The 21,663-nt window shown below is 67.6% G+C and carries 20 protein-coding genes and 2 pseudogenes; 13 read left to right on the top strand and 9 right to left on the bottom strand.

The window, feature by feature from the left end:
* Window positions 1-193 precede the first annotated feature (193 nt).
* The 4 genes from egtB to SBP02_RS15755 all read left to right on the top strand — a co-directional run bounded on the left by egtB (window position 194) and on the right by SBP02_RS15755 (window position 3,914).
* Entirely contained in the window at window positions 194-1,483 is a 1,290-nt protein-coding gene (gene egtB / locus SBP02_RS15770) for an ergothioneine biosynthesis protein EgtB (protein ID WP_318643113.1), read from the top strand.
* 2 nt (window positions 1,484-1,485) lie between these two features.
* A complete protein-coding gene (gene egtD, locus SBP02_RS15765) occupies window positions 1,486-2,448 on the top strand; it encodes an L-histidine N(alpha)-methyltransferase (protein ID WP_318643110.1) in 963 nt (320 codons plus the stop codon).
* Window positions 2,449-2,675: 227 nt separating this feature from the next.
* On the top strand, window positions 2,676-3,143 hold the full coding sequence (locus SBP02_RS15760) for an aminoacyl-tRNA deacylase (protein ID WP_318643108.1): 468 nt from the start codon (window positions 2,676-2,678) through the stop codon (window positions 3,141-3,143).
* Window positions 3,144-3,440: 297 nt separating this feature from the next.
* A complete protein-coding gene (locus tag SBP02_RS15755; RefSeq protein WP_318643107.1) occupies window positions 3,441-3,914 on the top strand; it encodes a phosphate-starvation-inducible protein PsiE in 474 nt (157 codons plus the stop codon).
* A gap of 102 nt (window positions 3,915-4,016) precedes the next feature.
* Here the strand turns inward: SBP02_RS15755 and SBP02_RS15750 are convergent, their stop codons facing one another.
* From SBP02_RS15750 to SBP02_RS15735, 4 genes are all read right to left on the bottom strand, one after another.
* The gene (locus SBP02_RS15750) at window positions 4,017-6,650 is read right to left on the bottom strand and encodes a DEAD/DEAH box helicase (protein WP_318643105.1); all 2,634 of its coding nucleotides are present in this window, start codon (window positions 6,648-6,650) and stop codon (window positions 4,017-4,019) included.
* A gap of 97 nt (window positions 6,651-6,747) precedes the next feature.
* Window positions 6,748-7,623, bottom strand: coding sequence for an AraC family transcriptional regulator (locus SBP02_RS15745; protein ID WP_318643103.1), 876 nt, complete (start codon window positions 7,621-7,623; stop codon window positions 6,748-6,750).
* A 315-nt stretch (window positions 7,624-7,938) separates the two neighbouring features.
* Entirely contained in the window at window positions 7,939-8,235 is a 297-nt protein-coding gene (locus SBP02_RS15740) for a LasR-specific antiactivator QslA (RefSeq protein WP_318643101.1), read from the bottom strand.
* Window positions 8,228-8,503: a hypothetical protein gene (locus SBP02_RS15735; protein ID WP_318643099.1), complete on the bottom strand. Its 276-nt coding sequence runs from the start codon at window positions 8,501-8,503 to the stop codon at window positions 8,228-8,230. Before SBP02_RS15735 ends, SBP02_RS15740 begins: the two co-directional genes overlap by 8 nt.
* A gap of 724 nt (window positions 8,504-9,227) precedes the next feature.
* Between SBP02_RS15735 and SBP02_RS15730 the strand changes: the two genes are divergently transcribed.
* The 3 genes from SBP02_RS15730 to SBP02_RS15720 all read left to right on the top strand — a co-directional run bounded on the left by SBP02_RS15730 (window position 9,228) and on the right by SBP02_RS15720 (window position 10,733).
* Window positions 9,228-9,467 carry a hypothetical protein gene (locus SBP02_RS15730; protein ID WP_318643097.1) on the top strand — a complete coding sequence of 80 codons (240 nt, stop codon included), beginning with the start codon at window positions 9,228-9,230 and terminating at the stop codon, window positions 9,465-9,467.
* 107 nt (window positions 9,468-9,574) lie between these two features.
* Window positions 9,575-9,862: a hypothetical protein gene (locus SBP02_RS15725; RefSeq protein ID WP_318643095.1), complete on the top strand. Its 288-nt coding sequence runs from the start codon at window positions 9,575-9,577 to the stop codon at window positions 9,860-9,862.
* Between the two features lie 469 nt (window positions 9,863-10,331).
* Window positions 10,332-10,733, top strand: a complete 402-nt coding sequence (locus tag SBP02_RS15720; protein WP_318643093.1) for a DUF4145 domain-containing protein — start codon at window positions 10,332-10,334, stop codon at window positions 10,731-10,733.
* A gap of 288 nt (window positions 10,734-11,021) precedes the next feature.
* On the opposite strand, the pseudogene SBP02_RS15715 reads toward SBP02_RS15720, so the two are convergent.
* Window positions 11,022-11,210: pseudogene (locus SBP02_RS15715) on the bottom strand (IS110 family transposase); the annotation flags it as partial.
* Window positions 11,211-11,297: 87 nt separating this feature from the next.
* Between SBP02_RS15715 and SBP02_RS15710 the strand changes: the two are divergent.
* The 5 genes and pseudogenes from SBP02_RS15710 (at window position 11,298) to SBP02_RS15690 (ending at window position 15,421) form a co-directional block, all read left to right on the top strand.
* Window positions 11,298-12,212 (top strand): LysR family transcriptional regulator, encoded by a 915-nt coding sequence (locus SBP02_RS15710; RefSeq protein ID WP_318643091.1) that lies wholly within the window; start codon window positions 11,298-11,300, stop codon window positions 12,210-12,212.
* A gap of 2 nt (window positions 12,213-12,214) precedes the next feature.
* Window positions 12,215-13,114 carry a LysR family transcriptional regulator gene (locus SBP02_RS15705; protein ID WP_318643089.1) on the top strand — a complete coding sequence of 300 codons (900 nt, stop codon included), beginning with the start codon at window positions 12,215-12,217 and terminating at the stop codon, window positions 13,112-13,114.
* 153 nt (window positions 13,115-13,267) lie between these two features.
* Complete coding sequence (locus SBP02_RS15700) at window positions 13,268-13,897, top strand: glutathione S-transferase family protein (RefSeq protein WP_318643087.1); 630 nt, start codon at window positions 13,268-13,270, stop codon at window positions 13,895-13,897.
* A gap of 69 nt (window positions 13,898-13,966) precedes the next feature.
* Window positions 13,967-14,869: pseudogene (locus SBP02_RS15695) on the top strand (pyridoxamine 5'-phosphate oxidase family protein); the annotation flags it as partial.
* Between the two features lie 78 nt (window positions 14,870-14,947).
* Window positions 14,948-15,421, top strand: coding sequence for a nuclear transport factor 2 family protein (locus SBP02_RS15690; protein WP_318643085.1), 474 nt, complete (start codon window positions 14,948-14,950; stop codon window positions 15,419-15,421).
* Window positions 15,422-15,477: 56 nt separating this feature from the next.
* Here SBP02_RS15690 and SBP02_RS15685 read toward each other — a convergent pair whose 3' ends face one another.
* From SBP02_RS15685 to SBP02_RS15670, 4 genes are all read right to left on the bottom strand, one after another.
* Complete coding sequence (locus tag SBP02_RS15685; RefSeq protein WP_318643082.1) at window positions 15,478-16,212, bottom strand: S1 family peptidase; 735 nt, start codon at window positions 16,210-16,212, stop codon at window positions 15,478-15,480.
* Between the two features lie 78 nt (window positions 16,213-16,290).
* The gene (locus tag SBP02_RS15680; protein ID WP_318643080.1) at window positions 16,291-17,514 is read right to left on the bottom strand and encodes an efflux RND transporter periplasmic adaptor subunit; all 1,224 of its coding nucleotides are present in this window, start codon (window positions 17,512-17,514) and stop codon (window positions 16,291-16,293) included.
* Between the two features lie 3 nt (window positions 17,515-17,517).
* A complete protein-coding gene (locus SBP02_RS15675) occupies window positions 17,518-19,881 on the bottom strand; it encodes an ABC transporter permease (protein WP_318643077.1) in 2,364 nt (787 codons plus the stop codon).
* Window positions 19,882-19,897: 16 nt separating this feature from the next.
* On the bottom strand, window positions 19,898-20,623 hold the full coding sequence (locus SBP02_RS15670) for an ABC transporter ATP-binding protein (RefSeq protein WP_318643075.1): 726 nt from the start codon (window positions 20,621-20,623) through the stop codon (window positions 19,898-19,900).
* A gap of 115 nt (window positions 20,624-20,738) precedes the next feature.
* Here SBP02_RS15670 and SBP02_RS15665 point away from each other — a divergent pair, with 115 nt between their 5' ends.
* Window positions 20,739-21,650 carry a DMT family transporter gene (locus SBP02_RS15665; RefSeq protein ID WP_318643073.1) on the top strand — a complete coding sequence of 304 codons (912 nt, stop codon included), beginning with the start codon at window positions 20,739-20,741 and terminating at the stop codon, window positions 21,648-21,650.
* Window positions 21,651-21,663 lie beyond the last annotated feature (13 nt).

Here is a 21,663-nt window from a genome sequence, read left to right as displayed (position 1 = left end):
GGGCGCTATTGTGCCTGTTACGCCGCCGCCGGGCATGGGTCAGTTGTCGGCAGATAGCACCGGCCTACTTGCGGCGATCCAGCCGGGCCGTCTGTCGTCGCTGATCGGCAGCCGTCCGGGTGTCATCTAGGCTTTGAAGGGCGCAGCCGCCGATCAAGCGATCGCGCTCGGCTGCCCGCAGAGGAGCGTGGCGATGACCAGACAGGCCCAGGCGGCAGATTCGGCAGAGGGCGAATGGGCGTCCCTGCGTGCCCGCTACCGCTTGGTGCGCGCCCAGAGCGAGCGGCTCTGCCAGCCTCTGCTGGTGGAGGACTACGGCGTCCAGAGCATGGCGGACGTGAGCCCGCCGAAATGGCACCTGGCCCATGTCAGCTGGTTCTTCGAGGCCTTCCTGCTGCGGCCCTACCTGGCCGGCTACCGGGTGCTGGACGAGCGCTACGACCACCTGTTCAACTCCTACTACCAGACCCACGGCACGCCCTTTCCCCGCGCCCAGCGCGGCCTGCTGTCGCGGCCCAGCGTGGCCGAGGTGTACCGCTACCGGGCCCATGTCGACCAGGCCATGGACCGGCTGTTGGCGCAGTCGCCGGCCGAGCAGGCGGCGGAAATCGCCCGCCGTGTCGAGCTGGGCCTGCAGCACGAGCAGCAGCACCAGGAGCTGCTGCTGATGGACATCAAGCACATCCTCGCGCAGAACCCGCTGCTGCCGGCCTACCGCAGCGACCTGCGCGCCGCGGTTGTGCGCTCGGCCGAGCCGCTGCGCTGGCACCGCTATCCCGGCGGCATCGGCCATATCGGCCATGGCGACGCGGGCTTCGCCTTCGATTGCGAACGGCCGCGCCACCGGGTGTTCGTCGAGGACTTCCAGCTGGCCAGCCGGCCGGTGAGCAATGCCGAGTACGCCGCCTTCATCGCCGATGGCGGCTATAGGCGCAGCGACTGGTGGCTGGCCGATGGCTGGGACCTGCTGCAGCGGGCCGGCTGGCAGGCCCCGCTGTACTGGCGGCAGGCCGACGGCGCCTGGCAGGAGATGACCCTCGGCGGCCTGCGCGAGCTGGACCCGCAGGCGCCGGTGTGCCACCTGAGCTACTACGAGGCCGAGGCCTTCGCCGCCTGGGCCGAGGCGCGGCTGCCGAGCGAGGCCGAGTGGGAGTTGGCGGCCCAGAGTGAGCCGATGACGGGCAACTTCCTCGAGCAGGACTGGCTGCAGCCGATGGCCGCAGCGGCCCAGAAGAGCGGCCCGGCGCAGCTGTTCGGCGATGTCTGGGAGTGGACCGGCAGCGCCTTTCGCCCCTACCCGGGCTTCCGCGCCCTGGAAGGCAGCCTGGGGGAATACAACGGCAAATTCATGTGCGGGCAGATGGTGCTGCGCGGCGGCTGCTGTGCCACCCCGCAAGCGCATATCCGCGGCAGTTACCGCAACTTCTTCTACCCGGCCATGCGCTGGCAGTTTTCCGGGCTACGCCTGGCCAGGGGGGCATGAGCATGGCGACGGCGATTCACTTCCACGACCAGCATCCACAGACCCACAGCGACTCCCTGCGCGAGGAGAGCCTGCTGGGGTTCGCCCGCACGCCCAAGGCCATCTCGCCGAAATTCTTCTACGACCATCGCGGCTCCGAGCTGTTCGAGCAGATCTGCCGCCAGCCGGAGTATTACCCCACCCGCACCGAGGAGCTGATCCTGCGCCGGGCGGCCGGCGAGATCGCCGAAATCGCCGGACACAACGCCAACCTGGTGGAGCTGGGCAGCGGCGCCAGCCGCAAGGTGCGTCTGCTGCTGGAGGCCCTGCACCCGAGCAGCTATCTGGGCATCGACATCTCCCGCGACTTCCTGCTCAGCAGCGCCCGGCGCCTGGCCGCCGACTATCCCTGGCTCGAGGTGCATGCGGCCTGCGCCGACTTCAGCCAGCCCATGAGCCTGCCCGAGGATGCCCTGGGCGAGCAGCCCCTGGCCTTCTTTCCGGGCTCGAGCATCGGCAATTTCGACCCGCAGGAGGCCCAGGCCTTCCTGCGCAACCTGTATCGCCTGCTGCCGGATGGCGCCGGGCTGCTGATCGGCGTGGACCTGATCAAGGACATCGAGATACTGGAGGCCGCCTACAACGACCAGGCCGGGGTGACGGCGGCCTTCAACCTCAACCTGCTGGAGCGCCTGCGCGGCGAGCTGGACTGCGACATCGACCCGGGCCGCTTCGAGCACCAGGCCTTCTTCAACGAGGCCGAGTCGCGCATCGAAATGCACCTGCGCAGCCCCGAGGCGCAGCTGGTGCGCATCGAGGACGCGCACTTCGCCTTCGCCGCCGGCGAGACCCTGCACACGGAAAACTCCTACAAGTACAGCCTGGACGGCTTCGTCGCACTGGCCGCCCGGGCCGGCTTCGAGGCGCAGGCGGTGTGGACCGACCGCCAGCGGCTGTTCAGCGTGCACTACCTGCAGCGCCGCTAGGAGGGCCGCCGTCCAGCCCCGCGGCGGCGCGGCCACAGGGCCATGCACTAAACTGATAGAGCAGGCCGGGGCGTTCGCGCCCGGTCTGCGGCGGAGGCAGGGAGGCTCCCGACGGCGTGCTGCCGGCGCAGCGCGCCAGGGCCGGTCGCCAGGGCGCCGGCACTCGCGGGTTTCATCGGGACGATGGGGCCGGCGTCGATCCTCAGGCCAACGGCAGGAGGTGCATCATGACCATGGCCAACCGTTTGCAAAGCTACCTGTCGGAGCATCACTCGCGTTACGACATGCTCCAGCACGACCCCTCGATGACCTCGCGCGAAGCGGCCCGGCGTGCCGGCGTGCCGCCGCACCTGATGGCCAAGTCGGTGATCCTCGACGACTTCCAGGGCCACTGGCTGATGGCGGTGGTCCCGGCGACCCGTCAGGTCAACCTCAACAAGGTGCGCAAGCTCACCAAGCGCCACTGGCGCCTGGCGCGGGAAAACGAGTTCACCCCGCGCTTCAGCGACTGCGCCAACGGTGCGATACCGCCGGTGGGCAGCGCCTTCGACATGGACACCGTCATCGACGACTCGCTCAAGGACGTCAAGGACCTGTACTTCGAGTCCGGCGACCACGAGGGGCTGGTGCACATGAGCTCCAAGCAGTTCCTCAAGCTCATGCCGAGCGCCCAATGCGGCGCCATCAGCGAGTGACTCCGACCCAGGCGGCGTCCTACTAAGGGCGCCGTGCCTCTCGTGCTCTGCGGCTATGCGCCGCAGCGGCGCTGTGCTGCATCCACGTAGTATCTCTTCGCGTTAGCCGACCCGTGCGGCGGCGGGGCTGGCCCCGTTGCTGCATGGGGCAATTGTCACCTGGGTGGCCGATCATCGCGGGCCAGTTGGAGCGCGGGGCGGCAAGGCGCGCAGCGCCCTGCGGGGGAGCCGCCGGGTACGCGTCTGGCCGGCAAGCCCAGCTGTCATGGTTTCTGGACTGATTTGAGGTAATCGAGGATGAAGTGGGCCGTAAGCAGCCGCAAGCGTATGCATGATGGGGCAAATTCCATCGGGAATCTGCTGGTCGAGGGGTTTCACTACCTGGGTTTGTTCGCCATCGGGGCGGTCACCGCCTGGGCCTCGGTGATGGCGTTCATGGCCATGCTCGATAAAGGGCAGGCGAGCGTAGACGACATCCTCTTGCTGTTCATTTACCTGGAGCTGGGGGCGATGGTCGGCATCTATTTCAAGACCAACCATCTGCCCATCCGCTTCCTGCTGTACATCGCGATAACCGCGTTGACGCGCTACTTGATCGGTGACGTGTCTCACCACAAGGCGCCGGATATCGGCCTGCTTTACTTGTGCGGCGGGATATTCTTTCTGTCGCTTTCGGTCTTGGCGGTCAGGTTCGCGTCTTACAAGTTTCCCTCCAGCAAGGCGATCGACGCGACCGGGGATGTGGTCGGGGACAATGTTCTGGATAGATGATGTGCGGGCGGCATGCGGGCCCGCGAGTCGGTGGAGCAATATCCGCAAGCCTGCTGCGTGGTTCCGTTCGGCGGGGCGCTCGAGGGTGAGCGTTCGCCCGCCTCACTCCAGTGGCGCGAACAAGGCGGCCAGGTCGTCCTCGGTCATCTGCCACTGCGCCTGGCTGCCGCCCTCCAGCACGCCCTGGGCCAGGTTGGCCTTGGCCTGCTGCAGCTGCTGGATCTTCTCCTCGACGCTGCCGCGGGCGATCAGCTTGTAGACGAACACCGGCTTGTCCTGGCCGATACGGTAGGCGCGGTCGCTGGCCTGGGCCTCGGCCGCCGGGTTCCACCAGGGGTCGAAGTGGATCACCGTGTCGGCGGCGGTCAGGTTGAGGCCGGCGCCGCCGGCCTTGAGGCTGATCAGAAACACCGGGAACTGCCCGGCCTGGAACTGCTGCACCGGGGTGCGGCGGTCCTGGGTGCTGCCGGTGAGCTTGGCGTAGCCGATCCGCCGGGCCTGCAGCTCGGCCTCGATCAGGCTCAGCATCGAGGTGAACTGGGAGAACAGCAGCACCCGCCGACCTTCCTCGACCAGCTCCGCGAGCATCTCCAGCAGGGCGCTGAGCTTGCCCGAGTCGCCGCTGTGCAGGCCGGTGTCCCCTTCCTCGCCGAGCAGGCGCAGGTCGCAACAGGCCTGGCGCAGGCGCAGCAGCGCCTCGAGGATGACGATCTGGCTGCGCGCCAGGCCCTGGCGGGCGATCTCGGCGCGCACCTTCTTGTCCATGGCCAGGCGCAGGGTCTCGTAGCGGTCGCGCTGGGCGTCGCTCAGTTCGACCCAGTGGGTGATCTCGGTCTTGGGCGGCAGCTCGCGGGCCACCTGCTCCTTGGTGCGGCGCAGCAGGAAGGGCTTGATGCGCCCGTGCAGGTGGGCCAGGCGTTGCCCGTTGGCCTGCTTCTCGATGGGCGTGCGGTAGTCGCGGGTGAAGCTCTTGCTGTCGCCGAGCCAGCCGGGCATCAGGCAGTTGAACAGCGACCACAGCTCGCCCAGGTGGTTCTCCAGCGGCGTGCCGGTCAGGCACAGGCGCTGCGCCGCCTGCAGCTGGCCCGCGGCCACGGCCGCCTTGCTGCGCGGGTTCTTGATGTTCTGCGCCTCGTCGAGGATCAGCAGGCGGTAGGGCTGCGCCGCCAGCACCTTGAGGTCGCGGGGCAGCAGGGCGTAAGTGGTGAGGATCAGGTCGTGCTCGGCGATCAGCGGAAACTGCGCCCGGCGCTTGGCTCCGTGCAGGGCCAGCACCCGGAGTTGCGGGGTGAAGCGCGCGGCTTCGTCCTGCCAGTTGGGGATCAGGCTGGTGGGCATGACGATCAGTGCCGGCCGCTGCAGGCGCCCGGCCTGCTTCTCGCCGAGGATATGCGCCAGGGTCTGCAGGGTCTTGCCCAGGCCCATGTCGTCGGCCAGCACGCCGCCCACCTCCAGTTCGGCCAGCGCCTGCATCCAGGCCAGACCCTGCAACTGGTAGGGGCGCAGCTTGGCCTGCAGGCCGGCCGGCGCCTTGGCGGGCCTGTTCGGCAGCGCCTGCAGGCGCTGGGCGAAGCCGCGCAGGCGCTCGCCGCCTTGCCAGTTCAGTGCCGGGCCCTGCTCCAGGCCGCTCAGGCGCGCGGCGTCGGCGCGGCCCAGGCGCAGGCGCGGGCCGAGTTCGTCGGGGTCGCGGAAGAACAGTTCGCCCAGGGTGGCCAGCAGCGGCTTGAGGCGGGCGAAGGGCAGGGCGATGCGCCGGTTGCCGTGGGGCAGGCTGACCAGCAGCAGCTCCTCATCGGCGCGCTGGGCCAGGGCCTCGCCGGTGAGCAGCCAGGGCTTCTGGCGGATCGCCTGCAACAGGATCGGCAGCAGGCTGATGCGCTGCCCCTCGACCTCGATGCCCAGCTCCAGGTCGAACCAGTCGTGCTCGGGGGCATCCTCGACTTCGGCATACCAGTCGTCCACCTGCGCCAGGTCGTAGTGGAAGTCCGGTTGCATGCGCACCTGCCAGCCTTCCGCCTGCAGCCGTGGCAGTTGCTGCTGGACGAAGGTCAGCCAGGCCGCCTCGCTGGCCAGCTCGAAGTGTTCGCCGGGGTGCTCGGCCAGGGCTTCGCTCTGGCGCAGGGCGACCTGCAGGCCGGTGCCTTCCAGGCGCTGGCGCAGGGCGGCCTCGGCGGCGGCGTCGCGGACGATGCGCAGGTTCAGGCTGGCGCTCTGGCGTACCAGCACATCCTTGGCGGCCTTGCCGTAGGCCGGGTGGCCCTGGTAGTCGAAGGCCAGTGCCGCGCGGTGCTGGGTCTGCTCGTGCATGCGTCCCTTGCGCGCGTCGTAGTGCACCCGCACGTGGCTGCCCAGGGTCAGCACCGGCCGGGGCGCCACGCCTTCGAGGCGCTGCTCGGCGGCGTCCTTGCTCGGCACGATCAGCGGGCTCAGGTCGATGCCGGCGCGTTGCTGGCGCTCCAGGGTCAGCAGGGCGGCGACCACATGCTTGCAGTTGAAGCCCACCGGGCAGTCGCAGTGACCGGTGACGTCCCAGTGCTGGCCGTGGGGGTGCAGGCTGATGCGCTGGCGGTAGCTCTGCGCGCCGGAACCGCGGCAGCTGGCCAACAGGGTATGGTCCTTGAGGCTGAGCAGGCGGCTGCGGCCCTGTTCGGCATAGCCGACGCCGCGCTGGAAATCGCCCGCGCCGACGGCGGCCCGCCAGTCGGCCTGGTGCAGATGCAGGATATCCAGGCTCATGATCTGAGCCCCGGGTGTGGCGAGTCGAGACTGGGCATGGCGGCGCCGAACGCGGAACAGCCAATAATTTTGACACAGCCGCGGGGGCTTGCGGGGCTCAGCCGGCGAATGCGCTGCGGTACTGGCCCGGCGTGGCGGCGAAGGCCTGGCGGAAGCGGTTGCTGAAATGGCTGGCGCTGGCGAAACCGCAGGCCAGGGCGACCTCACCGAGGGGCAACTGGGTCTGGCGCAGCAGTTCCTGGGCGCGGGCCAGGCGCCGGTTGAGCAGGTAGCGGTGCGGCGGCAGGCCGAAGCTCAGCTGGAACATGCGCGCGAAATGGTATTCGGACAACGCGCAGAGGCCGGCCAGCTGCCCCAGGCTCAACGGCTCGGCCAACTGGCTGTCGATGAACTCGCGCAGCCGCCGGCGCTGTATCGGAGCCAGGCCGCCGGTCAGGCGCAGGCCCTCGCGGCGGCCGACCTGGGACAGCAGCGCGTGGTCGAGCAACGCGTGGGCCAGGCTACTGGTCAGCAGGCGCTCGCCGGGCTCCTGCCAGTCCAGCCGGCACAGCTGGCGAAAGCGCAGGGCCTGCTGCGGGTCGTCGAGGAAGATGCTCTCGCGCAGCTCCAGCTCCCTCGGCTCGCGGTCGAGGAGGCGCACCGCGCCGAGGGCGAACTGCTCCTGGCTGACGTACAGATGCGCCAGCTGGATCTCGCCGTCGATCACCCAGGCCGACTGGTGCCCGGCCGGCAGGATGCACAGCTTGTCCGGCGCGCCCTTGCTGCCCGGGCGCCCGCGGTGAAAGGTGCCGGTGCCGCCGGCCAGGTAGCAGGACAGGGTGTGGTGGCTCGGCGCCTGGTAATCGCGACGGTCGTCGCGGTTGCTCCACCGCGCCGCGCTCAAACCGTCGCCCAGCTCGGCGCTGCCCTGCAAGCGGGCGTGGGGCGAGCGGCTCATGCTCTGGAAGACCTGTAACTGATCGAACTGCGCCATAGCTGTTTTCTCCAACCCAGCCATGCTACGCCGCTGCGGTGCGGCTGCCAGCCCATGGGGCGAGAAAAGCGCAAGATTGGGCAAGTGCCGTGCAGGGGAAAGCACCCGACACAGTGGCAGGGCTCGCCCTGGATGCTCGCCCCGTGGAAACCACGAAGCGGTTTCACCAGCGGTTGCTCGGGCGAACTCGCTACGCCTTCCCGCAGAGCCGGTGGGCTGTGATCGACACCCCCGGCGGACCGTCGGTGATTGGGGCTTGAAGGGTAGCCCGTCGGAACTCCCGGCGGGCTGTCTGTGGCGAGGTCGACAGCCGGCTTACAGCTGCAGGCAGGTCTTCCTCGCCTGGTGGTTGCCGCCGAACGGCGAACACAAGCGCTGGTGCACCCGGCTGAGGAAGCCGATCTCGAATGCCCGGCGCTGCGCCCCGGGGGGCAGCGCGTCGCGCTCGATGATCAGGTTGGCCCACAGCCAGCCGCTGTCGTCGTTGCTCAACCAGGCCTGGGCGCTGGCCACGCCCCGGTCGAAGGCCTCATGGCAGTTCACCGGCCACTTGATGATCGCGCCGCGATGACCGTCATGGGGGGGCAGGTGGCTGGTGCAGGGTCTATTCATCGCCGGCCCTCCCTTGCGCCTGGGCCAACGCCCGGCGGTACAGCACCAACACGTCGCTCAACAGCGCGCGGGCGCTGTCGCAGGCCTCATGCAGCGGCCCTGCGCCGGGGCTGGACGCCTCCATGCGCGCCAGGATGTCGAACAGCTTATGCAGCATCGCCACCCGCAACTCGGCCGCCGCCTGGAAATGCCAGCCCTGGCCATCGAGGCAATCGAGTGGTTCGTAACGCCTGGGGAAGGGAACGACAACAGCGTGGAATCTAGCCATAACGCACCTCCAGGCAGGAGGCGAACGACAAGACAAACAGCCCAAGGTGGAGCCCTTGGGTAAAAGGTGGATAGCGCATTCCTTATGCTCCCTGGTTTGATTAAGGAGCCGTCACCCACCGTTGTCACGCGGTTTGGGTGGCGGACCGTACGGGGGTGACAAACCGGCAACCAAGGAAACCGGCCAGGCCGAAGCCTGCCCCGCACGGCCCACCATAGAAATGCGATAGCCGGGCACAAAAAAAGCGCCGGCTACTCAGCTATGGCGCTACCGCGCCTTGGTTGATTTCGGGTTGTCACGCCCGGCCACGGGATTGACCGTGACCGGCGCACTCTAGCCCGGTGCAATGGGCAGGGCAAGTCCGATGAAATGGAGGGCGCTTCGCCACAACAACTTGTGACGGCACTCCGCATTCGGGTAGTTTCAGCCCACGCAATGACGCACCCCGCAGGCAGGACGCCGAATAGCTTTCCCCTGCTTGCATCGACTGTTTTAACTGAGTAATTCGCCGATGCAAAAATGGTACGCCAATGCTTACCCAGGGTTGCCGATGCGCCACCTCAGGTGCATAACACCCCACAAGACCCCCGCCACAGGCCGGAAGCCTCAAGCTAGAGAGGCTGCGCTGATAATGGCAGGGAATGTTATCCGTCAAATGACGCGTTTATGCACATCACTTGACGTCTAATTTTAGTTGCATTCTTTGTCAGGGTTGCGTGATTCTATGAAAAATAATAAGAAAGACCCTTTAGAGTTGGTTCTTTATTTCTCCATATTCGGTTTGCTCTCAGGCTTGTTAGTAGCTGTATACTTTTACAAAAGTACATTTTCGGGTGAAATATCAAGTGCTTCGGCTGACTGGTCAGCATTAGGCTCTTTCTTTGGTGGAGTGTTTGCGCCAGTAGTTTCTTTTGTGACACTGGTAGCCATTATTGTCACCATAAGGCTGCAAAAAAGTTTTTAGAAACCCAAGTTGCCGAGTTTTCAAAACTGCATGAATTACAAGTCAAAACTCTCAACTCCCAAGAAGAGCAGCTTTCCAGCGCTAAATCTTCTTATGAGCACGAAAAAGTGAACTCCTATAAGCAAACTATATTGTCGGTAATTGCACAGCAAATAGATTTGCACCAAAGAATAATTGATCGTTGCACAAGTTCCTCAGAATATATGCTTGAAAAGAAAATGGCTCAGCCAAAAATTGACTTGGGAACAAAGCTAGAAGAAACACTTGAACAGAAAGAAGAGTATGAAAAAAAGCTAAATAAGCTTGCAAATCTTTCGGTTTCGATAGCAGTCTCCAAATATCAGTCTACTAATGAAATAGATAGAGAGTTTGCAAAAGGCTATTCTGATCTTTAGTACGTCAGAATGTAACAAGCCGCTCAAATTCGTTCCGGCCACAAAAAAAACGTGGCCTCCACCGGACTCGCTAACGCTCGCCGTTTAGCGGAGCGTTATATGATCTCTGACCGAAGGAGAAATCAAATTGGAAAAATCGCCATCCTTTGGAAGCAGTAAGTTTCAATGCCCACACTGCAAGGTTACAGCACAACAAGATTGGTTCAATGCAATCAATGCAGGAAGCATCATCAGAGAAACTATAAGCCATATTTATTACGACTATATAACTGGAATCAAAGATTACCAGCAGAATGCTGTTTCTTCATTCATCGAAACAATCAACAGATATTTTTAAAGAAACATTCATAGCGCCATACCAAAAAACTTCTCTGTTTCAACCTGCATATCTTGCAAAGACATTTCATTATGGGTTGACCAAAAATTGGTTTACCCAAGAAAAACCAATCTCCCACCTCCAAATGGCGACATGGATGAAGACATTAAAGAAATATACCAAGAAGCAGCAACCATATTCGTTGACTCACCCAAAGGAGCTACGGCGCTACTTCGCCTCGCCCTACAAAAACTATTAAAGCAAGTAGGGAAAAGCGGTAAAAACATAAACAACGATATAAAAGAGCTAGTAGCAGAAGGCTTGAGCCCAAAAATCCAACAGGCACTAGATATACTAAGAGTAGTAGGCAATAACGCCGTCCACCCTGGTCAAATAAACCTGGACGACAACAGCGAAATTGCCACCAAACTATTCAGCATACTCAACTTCATTGCTGACGAAGTAATAACAAAACCAAGAGAGCTAGACCAGCTCTACAGCGGCATTATACCTGACGAAACCCAAGAGCATATTAAGCAAAGAGACGGAAAGTAACAGTGGGAGTCATATAACAATGCGTATATGGACTCTCCCCGCAAGTAGATGAGGAATAGCTTTTCCAACCCTGTCGTCAGTGCGGTTGCATGCGTATATCCGGCCTGTTGTGGGCATTGCCGCCCTGGCCATTCTGTAGTTCGCGCAGCGGGGGCCAAGCGTTCAATCGATCCCTCAGATCATGATTGTTATCGGCCTTGTTCCGCTGCAGGACTCGCCTGTTCCGACAGTGCTGCTGCTCAACACAACCCCATGAAAACCTTCACCCCATCCTGATTACCCCCGCCGTCAGGCGGGCCTGGCGCTGTGCCAATCGCCGCTGAAGCGCCGCGCATGGCACCACCGCGGCCAGCCAACCCGCACCAGTTGGTTGGCGAGGGCCGTCGCCTCGTTGTGGCCGATGGGCGCCACTGTCTGCGTGGCCCGGCGTTGCAGCGCGGGCGTGTTGGCCTGGCAGCGCTGGGCTCCTAACAAGGATCGAGGAAATAAGCGGCCCTCCGTGCGCACTGTTGCGCACGGTGAAACAACTCGCCGACACTGCCGGCATTCGCACAGGAGCCGCTAATGGATCGTTTCCAGGAAATGCAGGTGTTTCTGGCCGTGGCCGAGGCGCAGGGTTTTGCTGCGGCCGCGCGCCGCCTGAACATGTCGCCGCCCAGCGTGACCCGCGCCGTGGCCGCCCTGGAGGCGCGCATCGGCACCCTGTTGCTGGCCCGCACCACCCGCAGCGTGCGCCTTACCGAGGCCGGCCAGCGCTATGGGGAGGACTGTCGGCGCATCCTCGCCGAGCTGGAGGAGGCCGAGGAGTCGGCCGCCGGCAGCCACGCCGTCGCCCGTGGCCAGCTTACCGTCACCGCGCCGGTGCTGTTCGGCGAGCTGTTCGTCACGCCGCTGCTGGTGGATTACCTGAAGCGTCATCCGGCGGTACAGATCAAGGCCCTGCTGGTGGACCGCGTGGTGAGCATGGTCGACGAGGGCGTCGATGTGGCGGTGCGCATCGGCAACCTGCCCGACAGCGGCCTGCACACGGTCAAGGTCGGCGAGGTGCGCCAGGTGATCTGCGCGGCGCCGGCCTACCTGGCCGAGCACGGCCGCCCGAGGTGTCCGCAGGACCTGCGCTTGGAGGATGCGGTGGTCGCCGCCAGCAGCAGCCTGGTCAGCGACTGGCAGTTCAGTGGCCCCGGCGGCCCGCTCAGCGTGCGGTCGCAGCCGCGCCTGGTGGTCACCGCCAACCAGGCGGCCATCAATGCCGCCTGCCTCGGCTGGGGGCCGACGCGGGCCCTGTCCTATCAGGTTGCCCGCCAGGTCGCCGCCGGCGAGCTGGAGATCGTCCTGGCCGATTACGAACTGCCGGCGCTGCCGGTCCATGTGGTCCACCTGGGGGGGCGCAAGGTCGCGGCGAAGGTGCGCACCTTCGTCGACTTCTGCGCCGCCGGCCTCGGCGCCAATGCCGCGTTGAACCCGCAGCGGCAGGGCTGAGCGTGGACCGCTACCAGGAACTGCGGGTATTCGAGGCCGTGGCCGAGGCCCGCGGCCTGGCTGCCGCCGCGCGCCGCCTGGGGCTCTCTGCGCCGACGGTGACGCGGGCCATAGGCGCGCTGGAGGGCCGCCTCGGCGTCGCACTGCTGGCGCGCGGTCCCCGTGGCGTGACGCTGACCGAGGCCGGCGAGGGCTTTCTCGTCGACTGCCGGCGCATCCTCGCCCAGGTCGCCGAGGCCGAAGCCTCGGCCTGCGGCCTGCACGTGGAGGCCCGCGGCCGACTCCATCTGGTCGTGCCGCTGCTGTTCGGCCAGCAGGTGCTGACGCCGATCCTGCTCGATTACCTGGGCGCCTACCCCGAGGTGCAGATCTTCGCCCAGTACCGGGATGGAGTGCCCAACCTGCAGGAGGAGGGCGTGGATGTGGCCATCGCGGTCGGTGCGTTGGCGGATTCGTCGCTGTTCGCCCGCCGGGTCGGCGCGGTTCGCCGGATCGTCTGCGCCAGCCCGGCTTACCTGGCCGAGCAGGGCGAGCCGCGGCAGCCCGCGGAGTTGACGGATCATCGCCTCATCCACTCCAGCGCGGATTCGCGTCTGCCGGAATGGCGCTTTGTCGAACAGGGGCGCTGGCGCACCCTGGGCTTCGTCCCGCGCCTGAGTTGCGCCACCGACCAGGCGGCCATCGCCGCCGCCTGCGGTGGCGCGGGCCTGACCCGCTGCATGAGTTATCAGGTCCACGGGCTGCTGCAACAGGGGCAGCTGCGCCGCGTGCTGAGCGACTTCGAGCCGCCCGAGCTGCCGGTACAGCTGGTCTATCGCGAGGGCCGGCGCGCCGCGGCGCGGGTGCGCAGCTTCGTCGACTTCGCCGTCAGGCGGCTGCGCGAGCATCCGGCCCTGGGCTGAACGATCCCCGCTTTATTTCGCTGAGTGAAAGAAAGGATTGCCGGTTCTGGTGATTCTGTCTTGCGTCTTTGCCGGACAAGATGACCCCACATCAGCGCGGACCGGCCCGGCAACGCCACCGCCTGAGCCACTCACCCGAATGCGGAGTTCATCATGTCCCATGCCATCAAACTCTTCCGTCACCCGCTGTCCGGCCATGCACACCGCGTAGAGCTGATGCTCTCGCTGCTCGGTCTGCCGACCGAAGCGGTCTTCGTCGACCTGGCCAAGGGCGCCCACAAGCACCCGGAGTTCCTCGCGATGAATCCCTTCGGCCAGGTGCCGGTGATCGACGACAACGGCACGGTGCTCAGCGACTCCAACGCCATCCTGGTGTACCTCGCCAAGCAGTACGACAGCAGCGGTCGCTGGCTGCCGGACGAGCCGGTGGCCGCCGCCCGGGTGCAGCGCTGGCTCTCGGTGGCGGCCGGGCCCCTTGCCTCGGGGCCGGCCAGGGCGCGGCTGATCACCGTTTTCGCGGCGCCCTACGATGCCGAGGCGACCATCGCCAGCTCCCACGCCCTGCTCGGGGTCATCGATCAGGAGCTGGCCGGCAGCCCGTTCCTAGCCGGCAACGCGCCGACCATCGCCGACGTGGCCGGCTACAGCTACATCGCCCATGCCCCGGAGGGCAATGTGTCCCTGGACGACTATCCCAATGTGCGTGCCTGGCTGGCGCGCATCGAGGCCCTGCCGGGTTTCGTGCCGATGCCGCGCAGCGCCGTCGGCCTGCAGACCGCCTGAGCGCGCGGCGCCCGCCGCACCGTGCAAGCGGTGCGCCGCCGCCCTTTCTTCGATCGAGGAGCCGTCGCCATGCATACAGTCTCCAGCCCTTCCTCACCCTGGCACGCCGGGGAGCAGCACCTGCAGGCCCGCGCCGGCGTGGCCGAGCGGATGGAGGCGGTCGGCCGCAAGGTGATTCGCGATTACCTGCCCGACCAACACCGCGACTTCTACCGCCAGCTGCCTTTCGTGCTGATCGGCGCGGTGGACGAGCGGGGACGCCCCTGGGCGGGGCTGCTCGAGGGCCAGCCGGGATTCGCCCGGGCGCCGACGCCGGACAGCCTGCAACTGCACGGCCGCCGCGACCCGCGCGACCCCGCTGCCCGGGCCCTGGGCGAGGGCGCGGCCATCGGCCTGCTCGGCATCGAGCTGCACAGCCGTCGGCGCAATCGCCTCAACGGCCGGGTCAGCCGCTGCCAGCCCGAGCGCCTCGACATTCGGGTCGAGCAGAGCTTCGGTAATTGCCCGCGCTACATCCAGCCGCGCCAGCTCGAGCCCCGGCCGGCGGCGGTGGACACCGGCCAGCCCGCCGAACGCCGCGATCACCTCGATGCCCGCGCCGCGGCCATGATCGAGGCGGCGGACACCTGCTTCGTCGCCAGCTACGTGGTACAGGCCGACGGCCGCCCGGCCGTGGACGTCTCGCACCGCGGCGGCCCGGCCGGTTTCGTGCGGGTGGCGGGCAATCGCCTGAGCATTCCGGACTTCGCCGGCAACCTGCACTTCAACACCCTGGGCAACCTGCTGCTCAACCCCCGTGCCGGCCTGCTGTTTATCGACTTCGCCAGCGGGACGCTGTTGCAGCTCAGCGGGCGCACCGAGTTGACCCTGGAGGGCGAGGCGATCCGCGCCTTTCCGGGCGCCGAGCGGCTCTGGCACCTGGATGTCGAGCAGCTGGTGCGGCGGCCGGCGGCGCTGGCCCTGCGCTGGCGACTGCCTGAGACGCCCTGAGCATTCGCTGAGCGGGCGCTCGCCGAACTAACCTTTCACCCCCATCAGGAGGACATCAGCATGACCCATGAAAGCCGCCCACCCTTTCCGCCCTTCAGCCGCGAAACGGCCGCGCAGAAAGTGCGCATGGCCGAGGACGGCTGGAACAGCCGGGACCCCGAGCGCGTGGCCCTGGCCTATACGCCGGATAGCCGCTGGCGCAACCGCAGCGAGTTTCCGGTCGGCCGCGAGCAGATCCGCGCCTTCCTCGCCGCCAAGTGGCAGCGTGAGCGGGAGTACCGCCTGATCAAGGAGCTCTGGGCCCACGACAACGACCGGATCGCCGTGCGCTTCGCCTACGAGTGGCAGGATGCCGACGGCCAGTGGTACCGCTCCTATGGCAACGAGAACTGGGCGTTCGACGAACAGGGCCTGATGCGCGAGCGCCACGCCAGCATCAACGACCTGCCGATCGAGGAAAGCCAGCGCCTGTTCCGCTGGCCCCAGGGGCGCCGTCCCGACGACCATCCGGGCCTCAGCGAGCTGGGCCTGTGAGCTGACCGGGCGGCAATCGCCCCGTCGGATCGGGACGGTTTTTTGCCGTTCGGCGGCTATTGCGTCAGCGTCAGCAGGATGTCCGCGTACCAGGTGCAGTTCAGGCCGAGGGCCTCGTCCAGCTGCAGGTCGCGGGTGCCCAGGTCGAGGCGTGCCGAGTGCACGCCCAGCAGGCGCCAGGGAAGCTCGTCCGCTGCGCCTTGCCGCTCGGGCAGGCGCAGCACCACCGGGGCGCCGCTGGTGCCGCGGTGGGTGCGGCCGTCGGTGAGGAAGTAACCCTGGCCCTGGAAGCGCAGGCCGAAGGAGGAGGCGAGCACCGCGTGGCGCACCACCGGCATGTGGTGCAGGGTGTCGTGGAAACCGAGGGGGAAGCCCACAACCAGCAGCGACGCGCCGACCTCGACCGGCTCCTCCGAACCCGGCAGGTGCTCGGGGGTGAAGGCGCTGTAGACCATGGCCTCGGGCAGGGCGCCGCGGTCCAGCTCGATGGCCGCCACGTCGATCTCGCCGGCGCTGTCCAGGCCCTGGCGCCAGAGACTCTTGCCGTCGCGGTACAGCGGAATGGAGAAGCCGGTGGAGCTGGCCATGTTGGCCTCGGCGGTATGCACCTCGATGACGATGCGATCGGGAAAGTGCTTGCTCGGCTCGTCGATCATCACGTGGCGGCTGGTCACCAGGAACAGGCGTTCGCCGCGGGCGAAGAAGAAGCCGCTGGCGTTGGTCAGCTGGTGCTGGCCGTCGTAGGTGCAGATGCGCGCCGCGGTGAGCAGCAGGGACTCGATCTTCGGCATGGCGGGGCAACCTCGGGGCGGTTATCGACTGGCACCTTAGCACGCCGCTGGCGAGCGGCCGGCGCGCGCCACCCGCCGTCAGCGCCGCGGCGTGAGTTGGCGCGGCCGTACCCGCGCGCCATCGCTCAGCTCGGCGCTGGGGAACAGGACGACGCGCTCGCCGGCTTCGAGCCCCGCGAGTAGCTGCGCCTGGTGACCGTTGTTGGCGCCGATCTGCACCGCCACCCGGCGCGCCCGCCCGGCCTCTACGGCGAACACGGCCCAGTCGCTACCCTGGCGGAACAGGGCGCTGGACGGCAGGTAGAGGGTCTCGGCGCTCTGCCAGACGAGGATGCGCGCCAGTACGCGAAAGCCATGACCCAGGCCCGGGCGGCGCTCGGGCGGGTCGCTCAGGCGGATCAGGGTGTTGACCCGCTGCTCCTCCACCCCCAGGGCCGAGAACTTGGTGAAGCCGGCCGGCTCGATGCGATCGACCACGCCATTCAGCACCTGGGGGCCGCCCCAGTTGTCGATCAGCACCGTGTCGCCGGGGGCGACCTGCACGGCATCGCTGGACAGCAGCTCGACCAGCACCTCCAGGTCGCCGGCGATATCGCCGATCTCGAGGATCGGCGTGCCGGCGGCCAGGCTGGTCTCGCTCTCCTGCATCAGCCGCAGAATCTGTCCCGAGAGGGGAGCGACCAGCGCCAGCGCCAGCGGCGCGGCCGGAGTGCCATCGTCGGCGAGGCCGAGCAGGCCGGCGCGGGCGTTGGCCAGTTCCGCCTCGGCCTGGACCACGGCCGCCTGTGCCCGCTCCAGCGCCGCCTGGGCGATGCCGGCGGTGCGTTCGCTGCGGTCCAGCTCGGCCTGGGCCACGGCGTCGCGGGCATGCAGGGCGCGGGTGCGGCGCAGCTCCAGGCTGGCCAGGCGCTGTTCGGCGCCGGCGCCGGCCTGCTCGGCTCGCGCTACCCGCAGCGCCGCCGCGCGGGACTCGACCTGGGCGCGGGCCTGCGCATGGGCGCGGCGGTCCAGGGGCGTGGGCAGGCCCGGCAGCATGCGCGCGACCACGCTCTGGCCGCCCACGACGCGGTCGCCCGGCTCCGCCTCGACGCGCAGCAGCCGGCCGGCCACCGGCGCGGAGAGCACATAGGGGTCGCGCACCCGGGTGCGGCCTTCCTCGTCGATGCTCAGCTGCATGGGCCCGCGCTGCACGGTGCCGAGGTCCACCAGCAGCGGCCGTGGCCAGAAGGCGAAGGCCAGGGCGGCGGCGAGCAGGGCCGCGAGGCCGAGGGTGATCCAGAGGCGTGATCGGCTGTGGGCCAAGGCTCACTCCTGTGTCTTCAGTGCGTCAATCGGCGCGAGGCGGTCGAGGTCGCGCTTGACCAGCCAGCCGGACAGCGTCGCCGCCGCCAGCACCGCCAGGGCCGCGATGCCGTAGCTGCTGGGCACCAACAGCAGCGGCACGCGGTACAGATCGGTGCTGAAGCCGGTCGCCACCGCCTCGGTTAAGTAGTAGCCGAGTAGCGCGCCGAGCGGCAGGGCCAGCAGGGTGATCAGCGCCAGTTCGCCGAGCAGGACGAACGCCGCCTCGCCTCGGGTGAAGCCGAGCACCCGCAGGCTGGCGAGGTCGCGGGCGCGCTCGGCGAAGGCGATGCGCGCGCTGTTGTAGACGATGCCGAAGGTGATGATCGCGGCGATGGCCGCCATCACGTAGCGGATCGCCCCGGCGCCGCTGTCCAGCAGCTTGCGCAAGGCGCTCCGCGCCTCGCTGCGCAGGCTGACGCCGGCCACCGCCGGCATCTCCTTGAGCGTGCGGTAGAGCGCCTCGCCCTGGGCGCTGTCGACGCGCAGGTAGGCGCCGGAAACCCGGTTGGGCTCCTGCAGCGCCCGGTTCAGGGCGCCCAGTTCCAGGTAGGCGGGGGCGCCGAGCAGGGTCTCGGCGACGCCGGCCACCGGCAGTTGCAGGCGCGGCCGGCGGCCCTCGCGCACCTCGACGCTCAGGCTCTGGCCGGGCTGGACCCGGAGGATCTGCGCCAGGGACTCACCGAGGATCAGGCCATCGGCGCGGATGAACAGGCCCTGCATGTGCTTATCCACCGGGCGGTTCAGGCGTGGCCGGCCGACCAGGCCGCTGATCGCGCCGCGGTAGCTGTGGCGGCCGTGGCGCAGCATCACCGCCACCTGACGAAAGGGCTCGACCTCGATCACCCCGGCCATGCGCCCCAGCTCGAGGAGGGTCTTGTCCGACAGCGGTTCGATGAAGCTGAGGGTCGCGTCGCTGCGGTCGATGACGCCGAAGCTCAGCTCCAGGCTGCGCTCGAAGGCGCTCATCACGCTGAGCATGGCCACCGTCAGGGCCATGCCGGCGCCTATTCCGCCGGCTGCGCTGAGGGTGCGCCCGGGCTGGCGCAGCAGGCGGCGCACGACCATGCGGCTGGGCGGGTCGAGCAGGCGCCTGAGCAGCCGCCCCAGGCGTGCCGAGCGGCTGTAGTCGGGGGGCGCCGGCGGGCGCATGGCCACCGCCGGGTTCAGGGCGAACACCTGGCGCAGCACCAGCAGGCCGCCGGCCGAGGCGACCAGGATGCTCACGGCGAGGCCGGTGAGGAACACCCCGGGGTCGACCCGGAACAGCAGGAAGGGGAACTTGTAGTAGGTCAGGTAGACCCCGACCAGGCTGCGCCCGGCCAGCACGCCGAGCAGGCAGCCGAGCAGGGCGCCGGCCACGGCGATGGCCAGGACGAACTTGCCGTAGTGGGCGGCGACCGCGGCGCCGGAGTAGCCGAAGGCCTTGAGCAGGCCGATCTGCTCGCGTTCGGCCTGGATCATGCGCGAGATGACGATGTACAGCAGGAAGGCGGCGACGCCGAGGAAGATCGGCGGCACCACGCGGCTGGAGGCCCTGAGACCGGCGATTTCCTCGGAGATGAAACGGTTGGAGAGCTGGTCGGCCAGGCCGAAGGCCCCGGTGCTGCCATAGGGCGCGAGCAGCCGCTCCAGGTCTTCGAGCACCTGTGCCAGGCGGGCGTCGCGGCCCAGCGCCAGCAGCGCCTGGTTGAACGCGCCGTCCAGGTCGAAGGCGGCGGCCAGGGCCTCCTCGTTCATCCACAGCACGGCGAAGCGGGCGTCGTCCGGGGCCAGTTCGCCCGGCGCCACGCTATAGAGAAACTCCGGGGCCTGGGCCAGGCCGACGATGCGCAGGGTGCGCCGGGCGCCATTGAGGTTGACCCTCAGACGGTCGCCGGGGGCCAGGCCCCGGGCCGCGGCGAAGCCCTGCAGCAGGAGGATCTCGTCGTGCTGCCCGGCCGCGAGGCGGCGGCCCTCGACCAGGTGCACGGCGTTGAGCCGTGGCCGCCGATGATCCGGCAGCGACACGGCCTGGGCGCGGATCGGCACCGCCTCTTCCGGCAGGTCGATCAGGGCGGCGCCGTTGACGCGTCCCTCGACGGCGGCGACCCCGGGCAGCGCGGCGATCTGCGCGAGCAGTTGGCGCGGCGCCCGCTTGACCGGGGCGAACACCTCGGCCAGGCGATAGCGCTGGTAGTAGGCGCGTTTGCTCTCCTCCAGGGAGTTGACCAGGCCATCCATCATCACCAGCAACAGCACGCCGAGGGCGATGACCACGGCGATGGCCAGGGCCTGGCCGCGCACCCGCCTGAGGTCGCGCAGCAGTTTATGGTCCAGGGGGCTCATGGGCGGCGCCGGCTCGTCACCAGACGATCTCTTCGGCCGGGCGCTTGCTGGCGTTGAGCGTCACCTCGCGGATGCGCCCGTCGGCGAAGTGCAGGACGCGGTCGGCCATGGCCGCGGTGGCGGCGGCATGGGTGATGATCAGCACGCTGGTGCCGAGGTCCTGGTTGATGTCCTGCAGCACCCGCAGCACGGTGCGCCCGGTGTCGCTGTCGAGGGCGCCGGTGGGCTCGTCGCAGAACAGCACGGTGGGCCGCTTGGCGATGGCCCGGGCGATGGCCACGCGCTGCTGCTCGCCGCCGGAGAGCTGCGCCGGGAAATGCTCGCGACGTGGCCGCAGGCCGACCAGCTCCAGGGCTTCGAGTGGCGCCAGCGGCTGCTCGGCGATCTCGGTGACCAGCTCGACGTTCTCCTCGGCGGTGAGGCTGGGCATCAGGTTGTAGGACTGGAACACGAAGCCGACATGCCGCCGGCGGTACTGGGTGAGCTGGCTGTCGCTCAGGCTCGTCAGCTCCTGGTCGTAGAAGTGCAGGCTGCCGCTGCTGGCCCGGTCCAGGCCGCCGAGGATATTCAGCAGGGTCGACTTGCCGCTGCCGGAGGCGCCGAGCAGCACCACCAGTTCGCCGCTGGGCAGCTCCAGGTCGACGCCGCGCAACGCGCGCACGGCGCCGGGGCCCGTGCCGTAGACCTTGGTGATGCCGGCGGCGTGGAACACCGGGGCTGTGGTGCCGCTGGAGCTGGCCATAGGCTCAGTATGGGCGCTGGTCGGCCAGGCTCAAGGCGCGGAAAAAGCGCAACTTTGCGCAAGCGCCCGGCGCAGGCGGGACCCAGACTGGAGGCCAATCACTGGGAGCCGTGCGATGAGCCTGTCGTTGTATCTGTTGACCGTCCTGATCTGGGGCACCACCTGGATCGCCATCAAGCTGCAGGTGGGCGAGGTGGCGGTCGCCGCGTCCATCGCCTACCGCTTCGCCCTGGCCGCCGCGGTGCTGTTCGCCGTCCTGCTGCTCAGCGGTCGGCTGCAACGAGTCGACGGCCGCGGTCAGCTGATCTGCCTGGCCCAGGGGCTGTGCCTGTTCTGCCTCAACTTCCTGTGCTTCTACACCGCCAGCCAGTGGATCCCCAGCGGTCTGGTGGCGGTGATCTTCTCCACCGCGACGCTGTGGAACGCGCTCAATGCACGGTTGTTCTTCAAGCAGCGGATCGCCGCCAAGGTGCTGGCCGGCGGCGCCCTGGGCCTGGGCGGGCTGCTGTTGCTGTTCTGGCCGCAGGTGGCCGACCACCCGGCCAGCCGCGAGTCCCTGCTGGGCATCGGCCTGGCGCTGCTCGGCACCCTGTGTTTCTCCGCCGGCAATATGCTCTCCAGCCTGCAGCAGAAGGCCGGCCTCAAGCCACTGACCAGCAATGCCTGGGGCATGCTCTATGGCGCCGTGATGCTGGCGGCGATCTGCCTGGTCAGCGGCACGCCCTTCGCCTTCGAGTGGAGCACGCGCTATGTCGGCTCGCTGCTGTACCTGGCGATTCCCGGCTCGGTGATCGGCTTCACCGCCTACCTGACTCTGGTCGGGCGTCTCGGCCCGGAGCGCGCGGCCTACTGCACCGTGCTGTTCCCGGTGGTGGCGCTGAATATCTCGGTGTTCGCCGAGGGCTACCAGTGGAGCGCCCCGGCGCTGCTGGGTCTGGTCCTGGTGATGCTCGGCAACGTGCTGGTGTTCAGCAAGCCCAAGCCGCTGCTGCCGCTGGCCCAGGCGCTGGGCGGCAAGGCCGGCTGAGCCGGCGCGCGGC

The organism is Pseudomonas benzenivorans (assembly GCF_033547155.1).
GTDB lineage: Bacteria > Pseudomonadota > Gammaproteobacteria > Pseudomonadales > Pseudomonadaceae > Aquipseudomonas > Aquipseudomonas benzenivorans_B.
This window is presented reverse-complemented; position numbering and strand designations above follow the sequence as displayed.